We start from the raw sequence: 18,011 nt of genomic DNA on the forward strand, positions 1-18,011 counted from the left end.
CTGTGAGGCCTGGTAAATCTTATAAACGTTCTCCTAGTAGAAGTTCGCTCTGTTATCTTCGATCTTGGCGTTTTCCTTCAAAGCTTCAAAAACCCTGTTTTCAACACCTTGTCTTCTTTGTTGGGTTTGTTGGGTAGCAAAATTTCTGTAAGATTCCATACCTGCAGCCTTATTCAAAGAAACCAATTCTACCACATATACTCCTTTTGCTCCTGCAACAGGCTTGCTTACCTGGCCAGGTTGAAGTCCAAATGCCGCACCCACAACTTCAGGTTCATTTCCTGCTCCCGCTAAAGTTGGATTTTTCATATTCACGGCATTGGCAGTCTGAACACTGGCGTTTTGGCTTTGTGCAATTTGCTCAAGGCTGTTTCCGGTTATTTTCCCTTTTAATAATTCTGCTTTCTTCTCTTTTAGAAGAATTGGCGTTACGGTAGCCGAAGCATCTTCAGCACTCATAACCCCCTCTTTCTTAACAGCAGTAACCTGGGCTACAACATAACCGCCAGGAATTTCAAACCTTTTTACATCACCCGCCTTTACGCCATCTTCAAAAGCCCATTGAACAATTCTTCTTTGTGGCCCTACACCGGGAATATTTTCTTCCAAGGCTTTTACATCCTTAACAGTACGCACTTCGTAGTTTTCTTTCTTGGCAACCGCTGCAAAATCATCATTTTTAGCAGCGATCTCAAATTTGGTCACTTTGGTATATAGGTCATTCAAAGATTTTTCTGAAGGCTGAATATCTCTCGCTATGGTTGCAATTTTAACCGCGCGTTCTTCAGCTGTCTTTTCTTCCACATTGATCACGTGGTATCCAAAATCTGATTCTACCACGCCAACACTTCCGGGAGTATTATCAAATACAAAATCATTGAAAGCAGGGATCATATCTCCAGGCCTGAAATACCCAAGATCACCCCCCTGAACGGCCGATGCCTGATCTGCACTGAATTCAGCTGCAAGATCTGTCAATTTTGTCTTATCGCTTCTTACCACTCCGGCTAAACTATCGGCAAGGCTTTTGGCCTGTTCTTTAGTTCTGGTAGCACCTGCCGCAGTTGGCAGTCCTTGCCAGGAGATCATAATATGGCTGGCCTTTGCGGAATCTGCAATCTGGCGCGCTTCTATCATTCTTGAAACTTTCCAGTATCCACCTTCCTTGTAGGGGCCATAAAGCTCACCCGGTTGTAAATTGAAGATCTCATTGGCGAAATCGCTGTTAAACTGATCTCTGAAAATAAAACGATCCTGGTACTGAATATCTGAATTTCTGTTTACAAAAGTTTCAATGTCTGTAGTGTTTTGGAATCCTGCCACAGTATCATTGCTATTGGTTGATGCATTGAACTGCATTCTCCCCGCAAGGGATTCATCTATAAGTTTACGTGCTTCGGCTTCATCTTCCTGAGAAGCTTGTTCAGGAAAAACTACAAACTGAAGGTCTCTGGCTTTTTCAGCCTTAAACCTTTTTTGATGTTTTTTCACATAATCCCTAATTTCTCCTTTGGTAACTTCCACCTCACTATCGGGAATGCTGGTGTAAGGAAGTTGCACAAATTTCAAATCTACATTATCATTTTCCAGACGGTATGCCTGCTCCCCTTCAACTAAGGTTGCACTAACACCTGCTCTTATCAGGTTGTAATAAATATTTTCTCTTGCACTTTCGGCAATTGAATTCTCATAGGTTACCCATTGCTGGTAAGCCTCGGGTGAAGTTGCTCTAAGGTTTGCAACATATTCCTGCATCCTGTTTTCATCAAACATCCCTGCTTCATTTGTGAAATTGGGATTATTGGCAAGTTGCATTCTAAGCAACCGTCTTACCTGTGCTTCTCCTACATCAATCCCAAGTTCTTTGAACTGCTCTTCAAGGACTACCTCACGAAGTTTAAAATCCCAAACCTGGTTAACAGCCTGAGCGGTAGAGGCATTGGCCCCCATATTTCTCTGGTAAGCATCCACCTGCCTGGCAAAATCTTCCCTGCTTATTTCTTCTCCGTTCACAGTAGCAATCACATTTTGTGATTTTTGCGAACTCATTCCTCCATTACGAATTACATCGGCCAGAACGAAAGCAAAAAGGGCCAATGCAATAATAATTATCAAGAAAACAGACTGTTGTCTTATTTTATTTAATACTGCCATTTGTAGTTGTTGTTTATTCTAATATAGTGGGCGAAAATAGTGTTTTTCACCAAATTAAAAAACTTAATATTTGCAAAATATTAACTATTTTGAAGGAATTAATCTTTTGGGCGCATCTCCAGCTCTACCAATTCAATTTTGGTAGTGGATACCTCCAGGATCTTAATATTGAAGTGTTCAATTTGTACTTCCTCAAACTGTTGCGGGATCTCTTCAGTAAAATTTGTGATGAATCCGCCAAGGGTTTCATAGTTCTCCCCTTCAGGAATGTCTAGCTTATATGCCTCATTAAGGTAATCTACTTCCAGCCTTGCCGAAAATTTATAATGATGCTCTCCCAGTTTTTCCTCGATAAGATTTACGGGATCGTGCTCATCTTCAATTTCGCCAAAAAGTTCCTCCACAATATCCTCTACTGTGATCATCCCGCTTGTTCCGCCATATTCGTCAATTACCACCGCGATACTTTTTCGTTTTTTAATAAGGATGTTCAGCACATCTTTAACCCACATGGTCTCTGGCACAAAAACAACCGGCAAGAGGATTGATTTGAGGGTCTTAGGCCTTTTGAAAAGCTCAAAGGAATGTATATAACCTATAATGTCATCTACGGTTTCATTGTAGATAAGGATCTTGGAAAGCCCGGTATCTGTAAAGGTCTGGATTAGATCGCCGGGGGCCACATTAAAATCTACCGCAACAATTTCGGTACGCGGGATCATTACTTCCCGGGCTTTAATATCTGAAAATTCCAGGGCATTCTGAAAGATTTGTATTTCTGAATCTACCTCTTCCCGGGATTCAACTGTTTCCATTTGTTCATTGATGAAATTTCCCAGTTCGATCTTTGTAAAGGCCAGCTGTACTTCATCTCCGGCTGTTTTAAAGAATCTTTTCAGAATAAGGTCTGAGATCCAGATCACAAAATCTGAAATAAAACTGAAGATCAGGTAGAACAGGTAAGCAGGAACCGCAAAGAATTTAAGCAGTACATTGGAATATATCTGGAAAAATACCTTGGGAAGAAATTCCGCAGTAAAAAGTATCACCAGGGTGGAGATCACTGTTTGGGTAAGCAGAGGAAAATCTGAAATAAAGAAATTTGCAAGGCCACTTTCCACGGGTTTAAACCCAACCAGCCAGGCCATTATAAGGTCTCCCATGTAGAATCCATATACCACCAGGGCTATGTTATTCCCCACCAGCATGGTAGCTATAAATTTAGAAGGCTTTTTGGTAAGGCGTTTAAGTACGGTAGCCAGAAAACCACCCTGCCTTTTTTCGATCTCTATAAAGATCTTATTGGAAGAAATAAATGCGATCTCCATACCGGAAAAAAATGCCGACAGGATAAGGGCAAGAACAATAATAAGAATGTTGATCTCCATACAGGATTAACGGTTCCGGTTTTCAAGATTTTTCCTGAACCGGCGTTTGAAAAAGTACATAAAAACGGCCACTATCACAAAAAATATAAAGAGATAGGCCCGGTTTCTTTCTTCGTTCCATATACGAATGGTCTCAAAAAGAAAGAATGCTGCCATCACAAGGTAAGCATATTCAAAGTACTTATAAAATCTGGTCATTTGGTTTCATCTATAACTTGTACGCCCACATTGGTACGGGAACGAAAATTAGTAAATTTTAAATCGGAATCAAAGCCCATTCCCTGGTTACGGGCACCGCTGGGAAACCTTATTATATTGGGCTTATCTGTAAACACCCAGCCAAGTTTCTGCTCCCAGTACAACTGGCTTGCTTCCAGCCTGGTGCTGTCACTGGTTACAAGGACCACGTCCCCCTGCAGGTCTATAAGATCTGTCGCAGCATAAATGATAGCGTAATTGGCAGTAAGGGTACTTTTTGCCCTGTTCTCATCAAAAAATTCTACTTCAATGCCATCGGGAAATTCACGGTAGGGAAAATCCAGATTTGTAAAATCAAGCATTTTTTCACTTTTAAGGGTAGCCACAACCCGGCCACTATCTGTATAGGTTAGATTAAGGCTCTTTCCTATGGCCTGCGGATTTTCACCCGGCATCTCCAGGGCACGTACCCTTTCAAGGTTGCCCTCACATGAAAAAAGCATTGTCACAGCGCTAACTGTGACAATGCCTGAAATTATTTTTTGATATGTGATCATTGTAGTATTACAATGCAGGTACTTTTACGCTCTCGCCTATCCAGCATCCTACGCTTATAGTTTTCCCCTGCATACCTTCCTGGAAGATATCAGATTTTTGAGGAGCTCTACCTCTGTATGCAGCTACTGACTCATTGGCCACACCGCTTATAGAAGGGTCAACGCTACCGGCTTTTGCAGCATAGTTTGCAGCTAACCAGTACACAGCTCTCTTTTCAAAAGTGGTTTGTCCACAGTTATTGGCGCTCTGGGCGATCATATTTGCAATGTGCAGGTAAGCTCTACCGTTAGATGGTTTTGCATCAAGTGACCTTCTGTAGAAAGTTCTCGCCTGTCCAAAGTTTCCACCTTTTCTGTAGTTATCAGCAATCTTCATATAAGCTCTTGACTTATCATTAGGATTGGTTTCCAATTGAGCCGATTCATTGTAATATTTCATAGCTTCAGAAGATTTCCCTGCAGCTTCAGCAAGCTGACCTAAATAAAGGGCAGATTTTGCAGAAGGCTCAGCTTTGTGTAAAGCTTCAGAAACCTTGATGAAGATTGGATCATCTGTACAATCTTTTGCAGATAGTCTTTCAGAAGCGATCTTCAACCAGTTGATATCACCTTTGTTTGCAGCAAAATCCTTGTTGTATAAAGGAACAAGATTCTCACAATCTGCTCTTTGACCAAGTTTTCCGTTTACACTACCTTTTACCTGGCTGTAAGCATTCAGGTTGATTTCGGAGTTTTCAACCAATTTCTTTTCCTGTGCGGTAAGTGCAGTTCCTGCTTCCTGCTTTTCCAATAATGGAGCAAGCATTTGGGCAAGTTTGTTCTCTTCGTCCTCGATCTTGGTGATTACATCATCATAAAGACCAAATACATCATTAAGGGATTTTTTACCTTCATCCTGTAGATCTACAAGTAAAGAGAAATAGGCATAGATACGTTTCGGGCTGGTAAAGCTCTCAGGACTTGCTTTAAAAGCATCGTCAAAAGCTTTGAACTGCTCTTCTTTGGTTCCAATTCCATTCTCATACTTCAACCAGGCAACTTCTCCCTGGATATCTGCAGCATTGGTCTTATCGGGAAAATGCTTTAGCCTGTCATTCATAAGCTGAATATTCTCTTCAATAAGTTTATTCTTTTCTGCACCCTGTGCATTTTCAAGTTTATATTTTAGGATACGGTCAAGGTATTGAAAGGTAGCCAGACTATAAGTAGGGCATTTCTCTTTCACTTCCATTAATGGCTGGTAAGCCTGGTCGTATCTGTTTGCTTTTGCATCATCATAGGCCAGCGCCGCTTTAGTTGCACACTCAGCATTCTGGGCTTGCATCACGCCTGAACCAAACAATATTGCGGTAAGGATAAATAATTTAGTTTTCATGTTTAGTTGTTTATTGTGGTTAATCAAATCTACTTTGCACGAACCATTTTTCATTTAAAGACAAACTTAAAGATAATTTGAAAAAGTTTTCCTTAATTAAACCTGAATTTGTTGTACCGCGCTGACCATACTCCAATCCAATGTTCGCATTTGAAAAATTCGTTCCTGCTGGTAATCCTATTCCAAAAGATATGCCAAACTCATTTATCCCTTCATTATTAAGGTATAAGCCGGTTTCTTCATATCTTAATCCCGCACGGTAAACCACACGTTTTAAGTAACTTGTCAAAGAATTATACTGCGGAACATAATATCCGCCTATTCTGTATTGAGCAGCAGCCTCATAGCGGTGGTCAAGATTTGACAGCCCGGAATTGAGGTTATAATCTGCAGCTTGTATATTCACATATTCCGCACCCAGGAACCATTTATTTTGAGCACCAAGCCCTGCACCAAGACTCAATTGTGCCGGCAGGCTCATTTTAGATTCAGGAAGATTGGTGGTGGTAACCTGGTAACCAAAAGGAATATTATCTACCCCTTCAGGATTGAAGATAACAGGTACTGTACTGCGCATTCCTTCTGTATTGATATCCATTTGGGGAGAATAGACAGCAGCGGTATGAAACCTCAATTTATCATTTAATTTCCCCTGGTAATCCACCCCAAAGTTCAGATTAAATCCGCTGAAATCTGTACGGTTGATCTGCCTCGTACCAAATTGTATCTGGTCCTGAAAAACAGTGAAGTTATTCTGGATATTTCCGAAGTTATAATTAAGGTCAACCCCTAAACTCAGATTATCAGAAAATGCATACGCAGTTGTAAGATATACCTTGTTCATTCCTCCACGTCCGGTAAAGCGGTTGGAAGTTTCGTTATTCACATCTAAAATGCGGTAGCCTACAGAAGTATAAGGAATAAGGCCAAGCCCAAAATTCAATTTTCCTGTGGGTATGCCTATGGCCAGATAATCAAAAGAAGTAGTGCTGCTGCTCTCATTATCATTCCCAGAGTTAAGCTGGCTGCGCTGGTGGCTGCCACCAACCGCAAACGTAGTGAGTTTTAATTTCCCGTAGGATGCAGGGTTTCTAAGGTTTACGTGAATACTGTCTGAAAATACCATGAGGCCTCCCATTGATTGATTTTCCACTGTACCTTTAAATTTGGTAAGACCTATCCCGTAATAAGAGTAAGGAGAAGAAGTTCCCTCTTGCGCAGCCGTAAGCACGGTAAATAATAAGGCCACGATTATACTAAATCGTTTGATCATTGAGATTTATTAAATTCTAATATGTAATTCAATCCTTCCAGGAGGAAATTTGAGTTGGCAAAGATGCTATTTTTTAATCGTTTACACAAAATTTGTGCATCCCCGCCTGTCAAAATTACTGTTAAATCTTTATTCTGAGCGCGATAGGCGGTGATCATTTGGTCAATTTCCCCGGTAATGCCCAGAATCACCCCTGCATGCATGCTGTTTTTTGTGGAATTGCCAACGAGGGTTACCTCCTCCTCCGGTTCTAATAACGGCAATCTGTCAGTAAACGTATGCATTGCCTTGTAACGCATTTGCAAGCCGGGAGAAATGGCCCCGCCCAGATATTCGTTATTGGCATTCAGGAAATCATATGTGATACAGGTACCTGCATCAATTACCAGTACATTTTGATTTGGATAAGAGAGGCTGGCGGCAGAGGCCAGGGCGATCCTGTCCTGTCCCAGCGTTAAGGGGGTTGCATATTTATTGAGGAATACCTGTGGGAGTTGTTGATCCAGCAGGAACAATTTGCAGCGCTCTTCTATCTTTTGAATTGCTTTGGAAGCTGTTTTAGCGACTGAAGAAACGATGGCATGATCGATTTGGGGGTAGGTAGTAAAAATTTCTTCAAGATTTTTTAAAAGATCCTGTCTAAGGCCCATTTTCTTTTTGAGAAGTTTACCTTCCTGAAATACAGCCATTTTAATGAGTGTATTTCCAATGTCGACAACCAGATTCATAGATGAAATTTAAAAAAGCCAAGGTATAAAAGTAATTTTTCAATTTTTCCTTTGTGGGTTAATAAAATTGAAATTATATTTGCACCCGCTTGCATGGCTTACAAGCTTTAAAAGCAACTGGTGCCTTAGCTCAGTTGGTAGAGCAAAGGACTGAAAATCCTTGTGTCCCTGGTTCGATTCCTGGAGGCACCACTTAAAAACCCGCAACTCACGTTGTGGGTTTTTTCGTTTGTAATAAATAGTATTGAGAATTGAGTAATGAGTAGGGAATAGTGAATAGTGAATAGTGAATTCGTGGCCTGCCTGCGGCAGGCAGGTTCGTGGTTTATGATCAAAAAGTTCCCCTCCTTTTCAATCCCGATAGTAATCGGGAGGGTGGACCTTGTCCCGATAGTTATCGGGAGGGGTGGTTAAATCATTTTTCCGCTTGGCCCCTCCCTAAAGGGTGGCGGAAAAAGGAGACATAATTTTCCCTTTTTCTGAATCAATTCCTCCCTTTAGGGCAGGGGAAAGGAAGTGGTTCAAGATAGTTTTAGTGAGGAAAGAAACCCTTCCGTCTTCTTCAGCTCTCGCTGAAGAATCCACCTTCCCTTGAAAAAAGGGAAGGAGCATTTTACTTTATTTCATTTTACTAAATCTACAATAAAAACGAATCAAAAGCTCCCCTCCTTTTCAAGGAGGGGTGGCCCGGAGGGACGGGGTGGTTAAAATCGGGAGGGGTGGGTTCCAATAAATTTTTTTTACCCCTTCCCTAAAGGGTGACAATAAAAGTAGACCTAAATATTTTTTTCTAAATCAATTCCTCCCTTTAGGGCCGGGAAAAGGAATTGATTCAAGTTTATGAGTGAGGAAAAAGCCCAAAATCTCCTTAGATCCTGATCTTCATCATTTTTTAATCGGCTTAAGTCTACTTCCTTTACCGGCAAATCTGCAGAAAATTATTTCATGGAAAAGATCAGGAACAGGTGGCTTATTGCAGCCTCCGCGGTTGGAATTCATATTGCTATTGGCTCTGTGTATGCCTGGAGCGTTTTTACAAAACCTCTTATTCAGGAATTTGGATGGGAACTCAAGGATACCCAATTCACTTTTAGCCTTGCCATTTTCTTCCTGGGAATTTCGGCAGCTTTCCTGGGACATTACCTCGAGAAAAAAGGTCCGCGAAGATCGGGGATCCTGGCGGCAATTTTCTTCGGAATAGGGATTGCGGGCTCCGGGCTGGCAATTCACCTCGAATCTATTTATCTGCTTTATCTTTTTTACGGAGTTTTTGGGGGAATAGGCCTGGGCCTTGGATATATCACCCCGGTCTCTACCCTTGTAAAATGGTTTCCGGACAGGCGGGGTCTCGCAGCCGGACTGGCCATTATGGGCTTCGGCTTTGCAGCGCTTATCAGCAGCCCCCTTATTGTATATCTTATCTCTAAAGTGGGTATCGCCAATACATTTTATATAACGGGGGCGGGATATTTCACGATAATATTCATTTCTTCCCTCTATCTTGCCCCGCCACCAAAAGACTGGCTGCCGGCAGGATTTAAAGCGGGCCTGGTTAATGCTAAAAAGAAACTATCGGCAGACCTGTCCCAGCTTACCGCCAATGAGGCCGTAAAGACGAAGCGCTTCTGGTATTTATGGAGTATGCTGTTTATCAATATAACATGCGGGATCGCGATCATCTCTGTAGCTTCCCCCATGGCGCAGGAATACACCGGGCTTAGCCCTGTGGCAGCAGCTACTATGGTGGGGATTATGGGATTATTTAATGGTGTGGGGCGTATTGGCTGGGCCAGTTTTTCCGATCTTATTGGAAGGCCGGCAATGTACAGCATCTTTTTTGGTATCCAGATAATCGCCTATTTTATGCTCCCGGGGATCACAAACGCCTTGTTATTCCAGGCGCTTATTTTTTTGATCCTATCCTGTTACGGCGGCGGATTCGCAACTATTCCCGCTTTTATCGGGGATGTTTTCGGCACAAAACAACTGGGGGCTATCCACGGATATATTCTAACTGCCTGGGCAGCTGCGGGAATGGCCGGGCCATTATTTGCTGCCTGGGCCCGCACTCTAACTACCAATTATAACGGCACAATGTATTTTTTCGCCGGGATGTTTGGGGTAGCACTATTTATTTCCTTCCTGATGCACCGGGAGGTCATGAAAATTCGGAAACAAAATAAACAGGAATATGTTGTTCAAATTAAAGAGGAGGAAGCAGTGCTTACGGACTAAACCTTAATGTATAAAATAGAAAAATCCCGGAGCCTAACCCGGGATTTTCTAATTAAGGAGAATCCTTAAACTACCTCAACCTAAAAAGTGTAACCAATACAAGCACTAAAAAGGCAAGAATTGGTATAATATAATGTTTCTTAAAAATGTTTAATTTTTGCTCTGCCGCCGGAATTTCCTTTTCTTCAATCTTTTCAAGGTTGGTCCTGCGGTTATAGTACAGAAAACTATCATGCCTGATAACTTCCCTTCCTTCCCTGGTGATCACATATTTATCCCCGTTAAGGCGTATGTAACCCGAGCCTGCAAGATCTTCAATGACTTCCTGCTTCCAGGCATCGTAGTTGTTGTTCTTCAAAATTCCTTTCAGGTCTTTTACTTCATAAAGAACATTATCCATTTTATATAGATAAGAAGACATCGATGAGTTAGATAGAGCTGCTTGCATTACGTAGGGATGTTAAAAATTTGTGAAATTTTTGATAATTTAAATTAACAAAAACTTTAGAATTAAACCAAACGATTAAGTGTTAAAATTACCTTTAAGCTGCAAATTTTTTTAAAAGTTGAAAATTGAGATCTTCAGAAGAGGTGGATTTTTTGAAAAAGGCGCTTAAATAGAGAAACGAATAAAAAGATAAATAGCACGATTTATAAGCCGAAAAATTCCGACCGATTAATAGTTAACTCATTGACAATAGGCGAAATCCAAACAAGCAGGAGGACCTATTAGATACTGACTTATAGAAAATTGCAAATTAATGAAACCTTACATCCCTCAAATCAAACAGGTATTTCACCCCATATTTTTACCTCAAAGTGAGATAGTGAAAGCCCGTTTATTTTTCAAAAATCTTAGCCCTGAAACAAAGATCCCCGCAAAATTGCGGGGATATAGTTAACAAAATTTTGGGTTTTATAAATTTTAATTAATAAGAAAATTCTTACGAGGTTAAAATAACTTTTTTAAAAATCACAACTTCTCACCTATCTCCCTTAGTTTACCAACAGTTAAGGGCTTGCTTATAAAGCCCGATACCTCCGGCAAAGCTTCCGCTTTATTTCTGTCGCCACCTGCTATAGAAGAAGTTACAATATAAATATTGGTTTCCCGGGTTAGGTGCGGACGGTGATCCTTAAGATTTTCCAGAAATTCCCAGCCATCCATCCCTGGCATATTAATGTCGAGCAGGATCAACCCGGGAAGGGGAATTTCAGGATCCTTTAATTCTTCCAGGGCTTTGTATCCATTCTCATAATGCAGCACCTCCTCAAAGATCCCCGCTTTAGAAATGATCTTCTTTACTATGATCTGGTAGATCTGGTCATCATCTATGACACAAATACATTTATTCATTTAAAATACACTTTAAAGCTGGCTCCAGCGTCTACTTTACTTTCAACCTCTATCCTGCCATTCATGGCGTCTATTTGATTTTTAGTTATAAAAAGGCCAACCCCGCGGGAGTTGGGCCTGTTGGAAAATGTTTTGTACAAGCCGAATAACTTATCGCGATTTCGTTTTAGGTCTATCCCTATCCCGTTATCCTTTACTTCCAGCATCCACTCATTTTCCACTTTTTTTCCGCTTATATGAATTTCAGGATCACGGTGAGGGCTGCTGTACCTTAGCGAATTGGTAATAAGGTTGAGCAAAATGCTCTCCATATAGGCCGCGTTGAATTTTACAACCATTTCCTCAGGAACATTGGTGTATATCCTTGCATTTCTTTTCTCTATTTCCACCTTCAGCAAACCCAGCGTCTCCTCAAGATAATCTTTGACCTTTAAATCCTGTACGGTAAGATCCAGATTGGTTTGGATTGACACCACTTCATTCAGGTCATATAAGGTTTGATTGAGCGCGGCCGATACTTTCTCCAGCATACGCATGTAGTTTTTCCGTTCTTCAGGATCACCTGTTTCTTCATAAAGGTTGAGAATAGATTCTATATTGCTGGAGTGAGATCGTAAATTGTGAGAAACAATATAGGAGAAGTTGAGCAGGCGTTTATTCTGCTCCATGACCATCTCATAAGATTCTTTTAAATGGGTCTCAGCAGTCTTTTTATCGTGAATATCTTCAATTATGGCAATATGGGTTGTGGGTGTTTCACCATCTCCCCATAAGGGCGAAACTGTCAAATTCACCCAGCGCAGTTCTCCATCCTTTCGCCTTATACGTTTTTGCATACTGTATTCGCGTACCACCCCCTGACGCAGCATTTTCATTTTATCAAGATCCTCCTGCATATCATCGGGATGGGTAACTTCCACGATATTCAGTTCCTTTATTTCTGAAGGCGTGTAACCGAATAGCTGCTGAAAGCGCAGATTGGTTTCCAGAAAACTACCCGTAATCGAATTTACCCGTGCCATCCCTATGGCCGCCTGATTGAAGATTGTACGGAATTTCAATTCGTTATAGGAAAGTTCTCCCGCCTGCATTTTTACCAGCGCCTGAAGTTTCTCGGGTTGTTTTAAAAGATTGGTCATTGCCCAACCCAGCCATCCTGCCAAAAGCAACATAAAGAACCCAATAGGCAGCAGTGAATAGAAAACTTCCCCCGGTTCCTTTAGAGCTATGTACACTTTCCAGTCGCCATCGGGGAAGCTAATATGTTCAGTATAATAACCGCTCATTTCTGAAAGCGGCGGAAGAAAATAAGTTTCCTTTCCCGTTTTTACATCAACCTTGGAGAACTGAAAATCATATTTATCGCCTCCCAGCTTTTCCAGGCCGGCTTCTTCCAACAGGGATTCCAGTTTTATGATAACCGCTGAAAATCCCCAGAATTCGTTCTGAATATAAACAGGCAACCTACCAACAACTGCCAGGCCTCCCTGCCGCAATTCAAACGGGCCTGCGAAATACATTTGCTTTTCATGCATCGCCCTGAAAGCTTCCCGGTTTACTGCAGGATCTTCCAGGATATTATAATCAAGCACTTCCAGGTTCTTCTCCTTTGGGTAGACCATGGAGATTATACCGCCCGGGACCATTTGCACAGCGTCAAGTAAAGGGTAATTCTTTAAAAGCCCGGGAGCAACCTCATCAAAAGCCGATATCGAGCCATCACTTTCTACGAGCAATGCCAGATTTAAGGCGGCCGTGTGACTGTTCTTAAGGGCGTGGTCTATATTGTTCTCAATAAATCCAATGAGATTGGCCATTTCCCTCTGCTCTGCTTCTTTTAAGATCTGATATCGCTGCCAAAGAATAAATGAGCCAAGAATAAGAAAAAACAGGAAGGTTAATAATCCGCACACTAAAGGCTTGCCCAAATAGCGGGTGATCCTTACAATTCCTGAATTATTTTGTTGCATATGCAATAGCAATATTTTCCCCCGACCTTTAAGAAACGGGGTTTGAAAAAGAAAGTAAGATAAGTATTTTTTAGATTCCGGGGAATCGGGGACAGGGATTAGTGGAATAGTGATTAGTGAGTAGTAAATAGTGGTAAGTAAATAGTGATTTGTGAGTAGTTATTGAGGTTTGATATTTTTCAAAAATCCAAGCCTCTTGGTTAGTGAGAAGTAAGAAATTGGTCTTTCCCGCAGATCCCGCAGATTTTTTTCGCAAATTAGAATTGAGAAGTGATTAATGAATCGGGAATAGATGTTCGTCACAATGATCAATTAACAATTAGCAATTAACTTGTGATTTGCAATGAATATAAAACTCCTGGCACTTAAAAACTTTCCCAGGGGCGGGTTTATATTTTGGAATTTTGGAATTGATTATTGTTTTTTGGAATCTGCCAAGGTTGAACCCCTAACTCCTAACTCACAACCCCCTCACCAACTTTGAACTTTAATCCTTGAGCTTTGAACCCGATCTACGCTCCCTGTTTCCGGGTTTTTAGGAAATATTTTGGGTTCACACCGTATTTTTCCTTGAAGATCTTGGAAAAATAACTCCTGTTGTTAAGGCCAATGGCGCTTACGATCTCTGAGATATTTTTATCCGTTGTCATCAACATTTCCTTGGCGGCTTCCAGCTTTTGATGCTGAATGAATTTGTTAACGGTAAGATCATAAACGTACTTAAAGCCTTCCTGCAGTTTATTGATATTGGTACCTGCTTCCTTTGCAAGCATCTCTACGGTGAGGTTGCTTCCAAGATCTCCCATAATACGACGGGCCACATAATCTACCTTTTGAATATCAGATTTTCGAAGTATGGTTGGCAACCTGTCCTCGGCTTCATCATCCTGGTACTGGGCTATTTGTATCACCAGCATATCATAGGATTTTCCCTCCAGATACAGGGATTGCAGGAATCCACTGTAATCTCTGGAATTGAGGTCTTCCATCACATCTGCCGCTTTAATACTGTAATTCCCCTGATAAAAGAATCGTTTTTCAGAAACAGCATCCATGAACAGTTCCTTTAAATTAGGTTCCAGATGCTTAAATCCGTAATTGGATCTGTGAGAGAAAATACTTCGTATGATCTCCAGGCTGGCCACGTGGGTTTGTACATTGGCTTTAAAATACAAGACATGCCCATTGTATCCGCTGCTGGAAACTATGATATTCTGGTATGCCTGAATGGTGTGAATTTCTTCAGACGACTGAAAAGTATGTGCTACCTCCCCTTCCGAGCAGAAGATGAATTTTAACGGGTGTACCGTATTTTTTGAAAAACAGATCTCCACATCCTTATAAAACTTGCAGTAATAGGATATTATACCCATTCCACAATCAAAATTTGACGCACGTATATAGCCCTCTCCTAATTCGGCAGGAATTTCCACTGTTAGAACAGCGTCTCCATCAATTACAGGAGCGTTTAATTTTTCAGCGATATCCTGAATGATCTCATTAACAGGAAGAGTTTGTACGTCAATTCTCATCATATAAACCGGAAGGAGGCTATTAATTTAATTTAAGAGGGAGAGAATCTAAAAGATTCCTTAAAATTTGTTTCAAAATTAACATTTATATAAGGAAAGATACGAATAATAATAAAGGCATTTATTGAAAAGGGTAATTTTCGTGCGAATAACGGTAATACTGAAATTCTTTATAAGTGGTTTTATTTTTGCCGAAAACGGTTAAATTCATATTCATAAAAATGAAATTGTTGCACCCAAACCAAATAACATTAATAATTACCCAATATTTTAAGCCCTGCTTTGCTAAAAATACTTCAAATAAGTTAAAACGCTCAAATACCTGAAGGTTAGTCTCTCACGAATAAACGTAATACTAATTTTAAATGCGGCAATTAAAACTATTTAATAGACAGATATTTACACCCTAAATTGAGGATTCCACCAAAGTCCACTTAAACTAGTTTAGTTATGGAAATATTTTTTGTTTTATTGGGCCTCGAGATTATTCTAATCATTTTTATTACCGTTTTTCTTTGCCGAAAATTATTGAAAACGCTTCGTAAAAAAAGATTTTAAGACCCTTAGCCCGCATCCGGCAACCTCGCCTTTTTTAACACATATTCACATTTACCTACAAATAATGTCATCCCAACAGGTTTGTAAACCTGTTGGACTTGATCCTTCCCTGGTTTGATTGATATCACCCTTATTTTTACAATTTCCTTATGTCCTAATTTTTAGATATCTTGGAATAACTTTAAAACCAGGAAACCATGAGTAAAGAAACCGATAAATCTACTCCGGTCCCTACCCCTCGCGAGGACGAGAAGGTAGAGAATCAATCTACAGAAGTAAACCGTACAAAACCCAGGTTTAATGTTCTGGCAGTTGCGATTGTTGTAATTGTTGTACTCGTGGTAATTGCCTATTTTGCCGGTTATATATAATTAATAATTAATCTCAGCCAATTATGAAAAAAGCCGGTTTACCCTTTCTGGCCCTTATTCTTATGTCCGGAATTTTCCAAACCCCACTTCAGGCTCAGGAAGATACTGCCACGGGATCTTTATTCATCATTGGGGGAGGATCGCGGCCTGTAGAAATGCTGGATCGCATTATAAAGGAATCGGGCATCAAAGAAACGGGCTATGCTTACATTCTGCCCCTTGCCAGTGCCGAAAGAGACTCGGCCATCTATTATGCCCAAAGGCAATTTACCAACCTGGGCCTTAAAAACGTTAGAGGCCTGCTCTATACTGAAAACGGGCAGCCTACCCCACAGCAGATTGATTCGATTCGAAATGCCCGCCTTATTTATATCACCGGCGGCGATCAGGACCGGTTTATGAAAGCCATTGAAAATACCCCCATTGCAGAAGCTATTTTTCAAAATTACCATAACGGCGGAATGATAGCCGGGACCAGTGCCGGGGCTGCGATTATGAGCAAAGATATGATCACCGGTACCGAACTGAAACATCCCGATTATAATTCCACCTTCCGCCACCTGGAGAGCGGAAATCTTGAATTGAAACCAGGCCTTGGGTTAATTGAAAATGTGATAATAGATCAGCATTTTGTGCGCAGGAGCAGGTATAACCGTTTATTGACGGCGGTTATAGATAACCCGGCGATACAAGGCATTGGCATAGATGAGGCAACGGCTATCCTGGTTAAAGGTAAGGAAGCAGAGGTAGTTGGAGATTCACAGGTGATTGTTTTCTCTAACGTGCAAAATTCCAACAACACTAAAAACGGAAAGCTGGCGGCTACAGGCATACGCATGGACATCTACCTCAACGGAGATAAGTTTAGCCTGGAATGATCAAAACACTATAAAAAAAGCCGCCTAAATAAGTTTAGACGGCTTTTTCAATTTATAATATTCCGGAGGAATTAATATCCGGGATTCTGTACCAGGTTTGGATTGGAATCCATTTCCCTTAACGGCACCGGCAGCACAAGCCTGTCGGCATTAAAGGCGATCTCCCCTATATTACGGCCAAGTCTTTTGGCATCAAAAAGGGCAAATCCTTCAAAGGCCAGCTCTCTTTGTCTTTCTGCAAGAATAATTTCGAGGGTAACGGCCGTGAAAAGAGTGGCATTTGCACGGGCACGTAGCAGGTTGATATCTTCCAGCGGTGTTGCCCCCACCGTGGTCCCAAGTCTCTGATTGGTTTCTGCACGTATAAGATACATTTCAGCCAGGCGTATTACAGGAATATTCCCAAACTGGTTTTGCCACTTGGTAGTAGCAACTCCCCTGGATGTGGTATAAAAAAAGTTTGCCCTGTCATCATTAGGGTCATCATATTTGGCATAGTGAGGAGAAAGAATTGAAATATCAGGATTTCCTACCCTTCCACCAAAATCCCGTCCTGCCCAGTATAAATTCCAGGAATTTCCTGATGCATCCTGGCTGGTTACCTGCATTGCGAAAAGATCCTCAGTTGAGTTTTCGGCGTTATTAAAAGCATCGGCAAAGGTTGCGGTCAATGAAGCTCCACTGTCCTCAATTACCTCATTTGCTGCATCCCTAGCTTGTGCAAATTCCCCTCTTTGAAGGTGTACTCTTGCCAGCAAGGCTTTCGCGGTATATTTATCGGCAAAATATCCATTGGAAGTCGGCAGCATTTCATAAGCATCGTTAAGGTCACTTAGCACCTGTGCATACACTTCATCTACAGTATTTCTTGCAGGATAAGTAATTATGGAAGCATCAAGAACAGGTTCAAGTATTATTGGCACAGCAAGTTGGGTGTTTGCCTGCCCCGGCACATAAGGTTTGGCAAATAAACGCACCAGGTCAAAATAGGCCAGGCCTCTAAGGAATTTTGCTTCCCCTTCTGTAGTGGCACGGTCCTCCTCATCATCAAATACATCCAGGTTATCCAAAACAATATTTACCTGATTGCCTATTTCGTAGGCATTTAACCAGATGTCCCTCACAAAAGAATTATCTGCCAGGAGTGCTTTTTCATTGTATTCTCCCGGTTGTACAAAGGTACCATTCCATTGAAGGTCTCCTTCATTCCCAAGCAGTTCGGAAGCCATTCCAATTCCTCCACCATAACTTACACTCTGCCTGGCTTCGCCGTAGATGTTGTTAAGGATGGTTTTAATATTCGCGGGACTTTCCGTAGCCACTTCCGGCGACAGGTTTTGCTCCGGTTCTATATCCAGATTATCATCACAGGCAATAAATCCAATGGCCAGGAATGAAAAAAGAATTTTAAAATTTATATATTTTTTCATATGTAAC

Annotated in this window: 15 protein-coding genes and 1 tRNA gene; 4 read left to right on the forward strand and 12 right to left on the reverse strand. The window is 41.2% G+C overall.

The genetic code is table 11. The annotated features are described in order from the left end of the window. Positions 1-33: 33 nt before the first annotated feature. The 7 genes from FK178_RS10930 to FK178_RS10960 form a co-directional block, all read right to left on the reverse strand. Entirely contained in the window at positions 34-2,154 is a 2,121-nt protein-coding gene (locus FK178_RS10930) for a peptidylprolyl isomerase (RefSeq protein ID WP_146834842.1), read from the reverse strand. Positions 2,155-2,252: 98 nt separating this feature from the next. Beyond that, positions 2,253-3,542 carry a hemolysin family protein gene (locus tag FK178_RS10935; protein ID WP_146834845.1) on the reverse strand — a complete coding sequence of 430 codons (1,290 nt, stop codon included), beginning with the start codon at positions 3,540-3,542 and terminating at the stop codon, positions 2,253-2,255. A gap of 6 nt (positions 3,543-3,548) precedes the next feature. Further along, a complete protein-coding gene (locus FK178_RS10940; RefSeq protein ID WP_146834847.1) occupies positions 3,549-3,740 on the reverse strand; it encodes a hypothetical protein in 192 nt (63 codons plus the stop codon). Next, positions 3,737-4,297 carry an LPS export ABC transporter periplasmic protein LptC gene (lptC, locus tag FK178_RS10945; RefSeq protein WP_146834850.1) on the reverse strand — a complete coding sequence of 187 codons (561 nt, stop codon included), beginning with the start codon at positions 4,295-4,297 and terminating at the stop codon, positions 3,737-3,739. The genes FK178_RS10940 and lptC overlap by 4 nt, the downstream gene beginning before the upstream one ends. 7 nt (positions 4,298-4,304) lie before the next feature. Further along, entirely contained in the window at positions 4,305-5,672 is a 1,368-nt protein-coding gene (locus FK178_RS10950) for a hypothetical protein (protein ID WP_146834853.1), read from the reverse strand. A gap of 19 nt (positions 5,673-5,691) precedes the next feature. Beyond that, complete coding sequence (locus FK178_RS10955; RefSeq protein ID WP_146834856.1) at positions 5,692-6,945, reverse strand: porin family protein; 1,254 nt, start codon at positions 6,943-6,945, stop codon at positions 5,692-5,694. After that, a complete protein-coding gene (locus FK178_RS10960; RefSeq protein ID WP_146834859.1) occupies positions 6,942-7,673 on the reverse strand; it encodes a type III pantothenate kinase in 732 nt (243 codons plus the stop codon). The genes FK178_RS10955 and FK178_RS10960 overlap by 4 nt, the downstream gene beginning before the upstream one ends. 119 nt (positions 7,674-7,792) lie before the next feature. On the opposite strand from FK178_RS10960, the gene FK178_RS10965 reads away from it, so the two are divergent. Both FK178_RS10965 and FK178_RS10970 read left to right on the forward strand, forming a co-directional pair. Then, positions 7,793-7,865 (forward strand) — tRNA-Phe (locus FK178_RS10965). A gap of 753 nt (positions 7,866-8,618) precedes the next feature. Next, entirely contained in the window at positions 8,619-9,908 is a 1,290-nt protein-coding gene (locus FK178_RS10970; protein WP_146834862.1) for an L-lactate MFS transporter, read from the forward strand. Positions 9,909-9,978: 70 nt separating this feature from the next. Here FK178_RS10970 and FK178_RS10975 read toward each other — a convergent pair whose 3' ends face one another. The 4 genes from FK178_RS10975 to FK178_RS10990 form a co-directional block, all read right to left on the reverse strand. Then, positions 9,979-10,356 (reverse strand): hypothetical protein, encoded by a 378-nt coding sequence (locus FK178_RS10975; protein WP_146834865.1) that lies wholly within the window; start codon positions 10,354-10,356, stop codon positions 9,979-9,981. A gap of 525 nt (positions 10,357-10,881) precedes the next feature. Continuing rightward, on the reverse strand, positions 10,882-11,265 hold the full coding sequence (locus FK178_RS10980; protein WP_146834868.1) for a response regulator: 384 nt from the start codon (positions 11,263-11,265) through the stop codon (positions 10,882-10,884). Further along, a complete protein-coding gene (locus tag FK178_RS10985) occupies positions 11,262-13,235 on the reverse strand; it encodes a sensor histidine kinase (protein WP_146834871.1) in 1,974 nt (657 codons plus the stop codon). Before FK178_RS10985 ends, FK178_RS10980 begins: the two co-directional genes overlap by 4 nt. Before the next feature lie 512 nt (positions 13,236-13,747). Next, the gene (locus tag FK178_RS10990) at positions 13,748-14,770 is read right to left on the reverse strand and encodes a helix-turn-helix domain-containing protein (protein WP_240793821.1); all 1,023 of its coding nucleotides are present in this window, start codon (positions 14,768-14,770) and stop codon (positions 13,748-13,750) included. Between the two features lie 752 nt (positions 14,771-15,522). Between FK178_RS10990 and FK178_RS15495 the strand changes: the two genes are divergently transcribed. Both FK178_RS15495 and FK178_RS10995 read left to right on the forward strand, forming a co-directional pair. After that, a complete protein-coding gene (locus tag FK178_RS15495; RefSeq protein ID WP_168194588.1) occupies positions 15,523-15,696 on the forward strand; it encodes a hypothetical protein in 174 nt (57 codons plus the stop codon). Positions 15,697-15,719: 23 nt separating this feature from the next. Beyond that, the gene (locus FK178_RS10995) at positions 15,720-16,574 is read left to right on the forward strand and encodes a cyanophycinase (RefSeq protein WP_205677184.1); all 855 of its coding nucleotides are present in this window, start codon (positions 15,720-15,722) and stop codon (positions 16,572-16,574) included. A 71-nt stretch (positions 16,575-16,645) separates the two neighbouring features. Here the strand turns inward: FK178_RS10995 and FK178_RS11000 are convergent, their stop codons facing one another. After that, positions 16,646-18,004 carry a RagB/SusD family nutrient uptake outer membrane protein gene (locus FK178_RS11000; RefSeq protein WP_146834874.1) on the reverse strand — a complete coding sequence of 453 codons (1,359 nt, stop codon included), beginning with the start codon at positions 18,002-18,004 and terminating at the stop codon, positions 16,646-16,648. Between the last annotated feature and the right edge of the window lie 7 nt (positions 18,005-18,011).

It is taken from the genome of Antarcticibacterium arcticum, assembly GCF_007993795.1.
GTDB lineage: Bacteria > Bacteroidota > Bacteroidia > Flavobacteriales > Flavobacteriaceae > Gillisia > Gillisia arctica.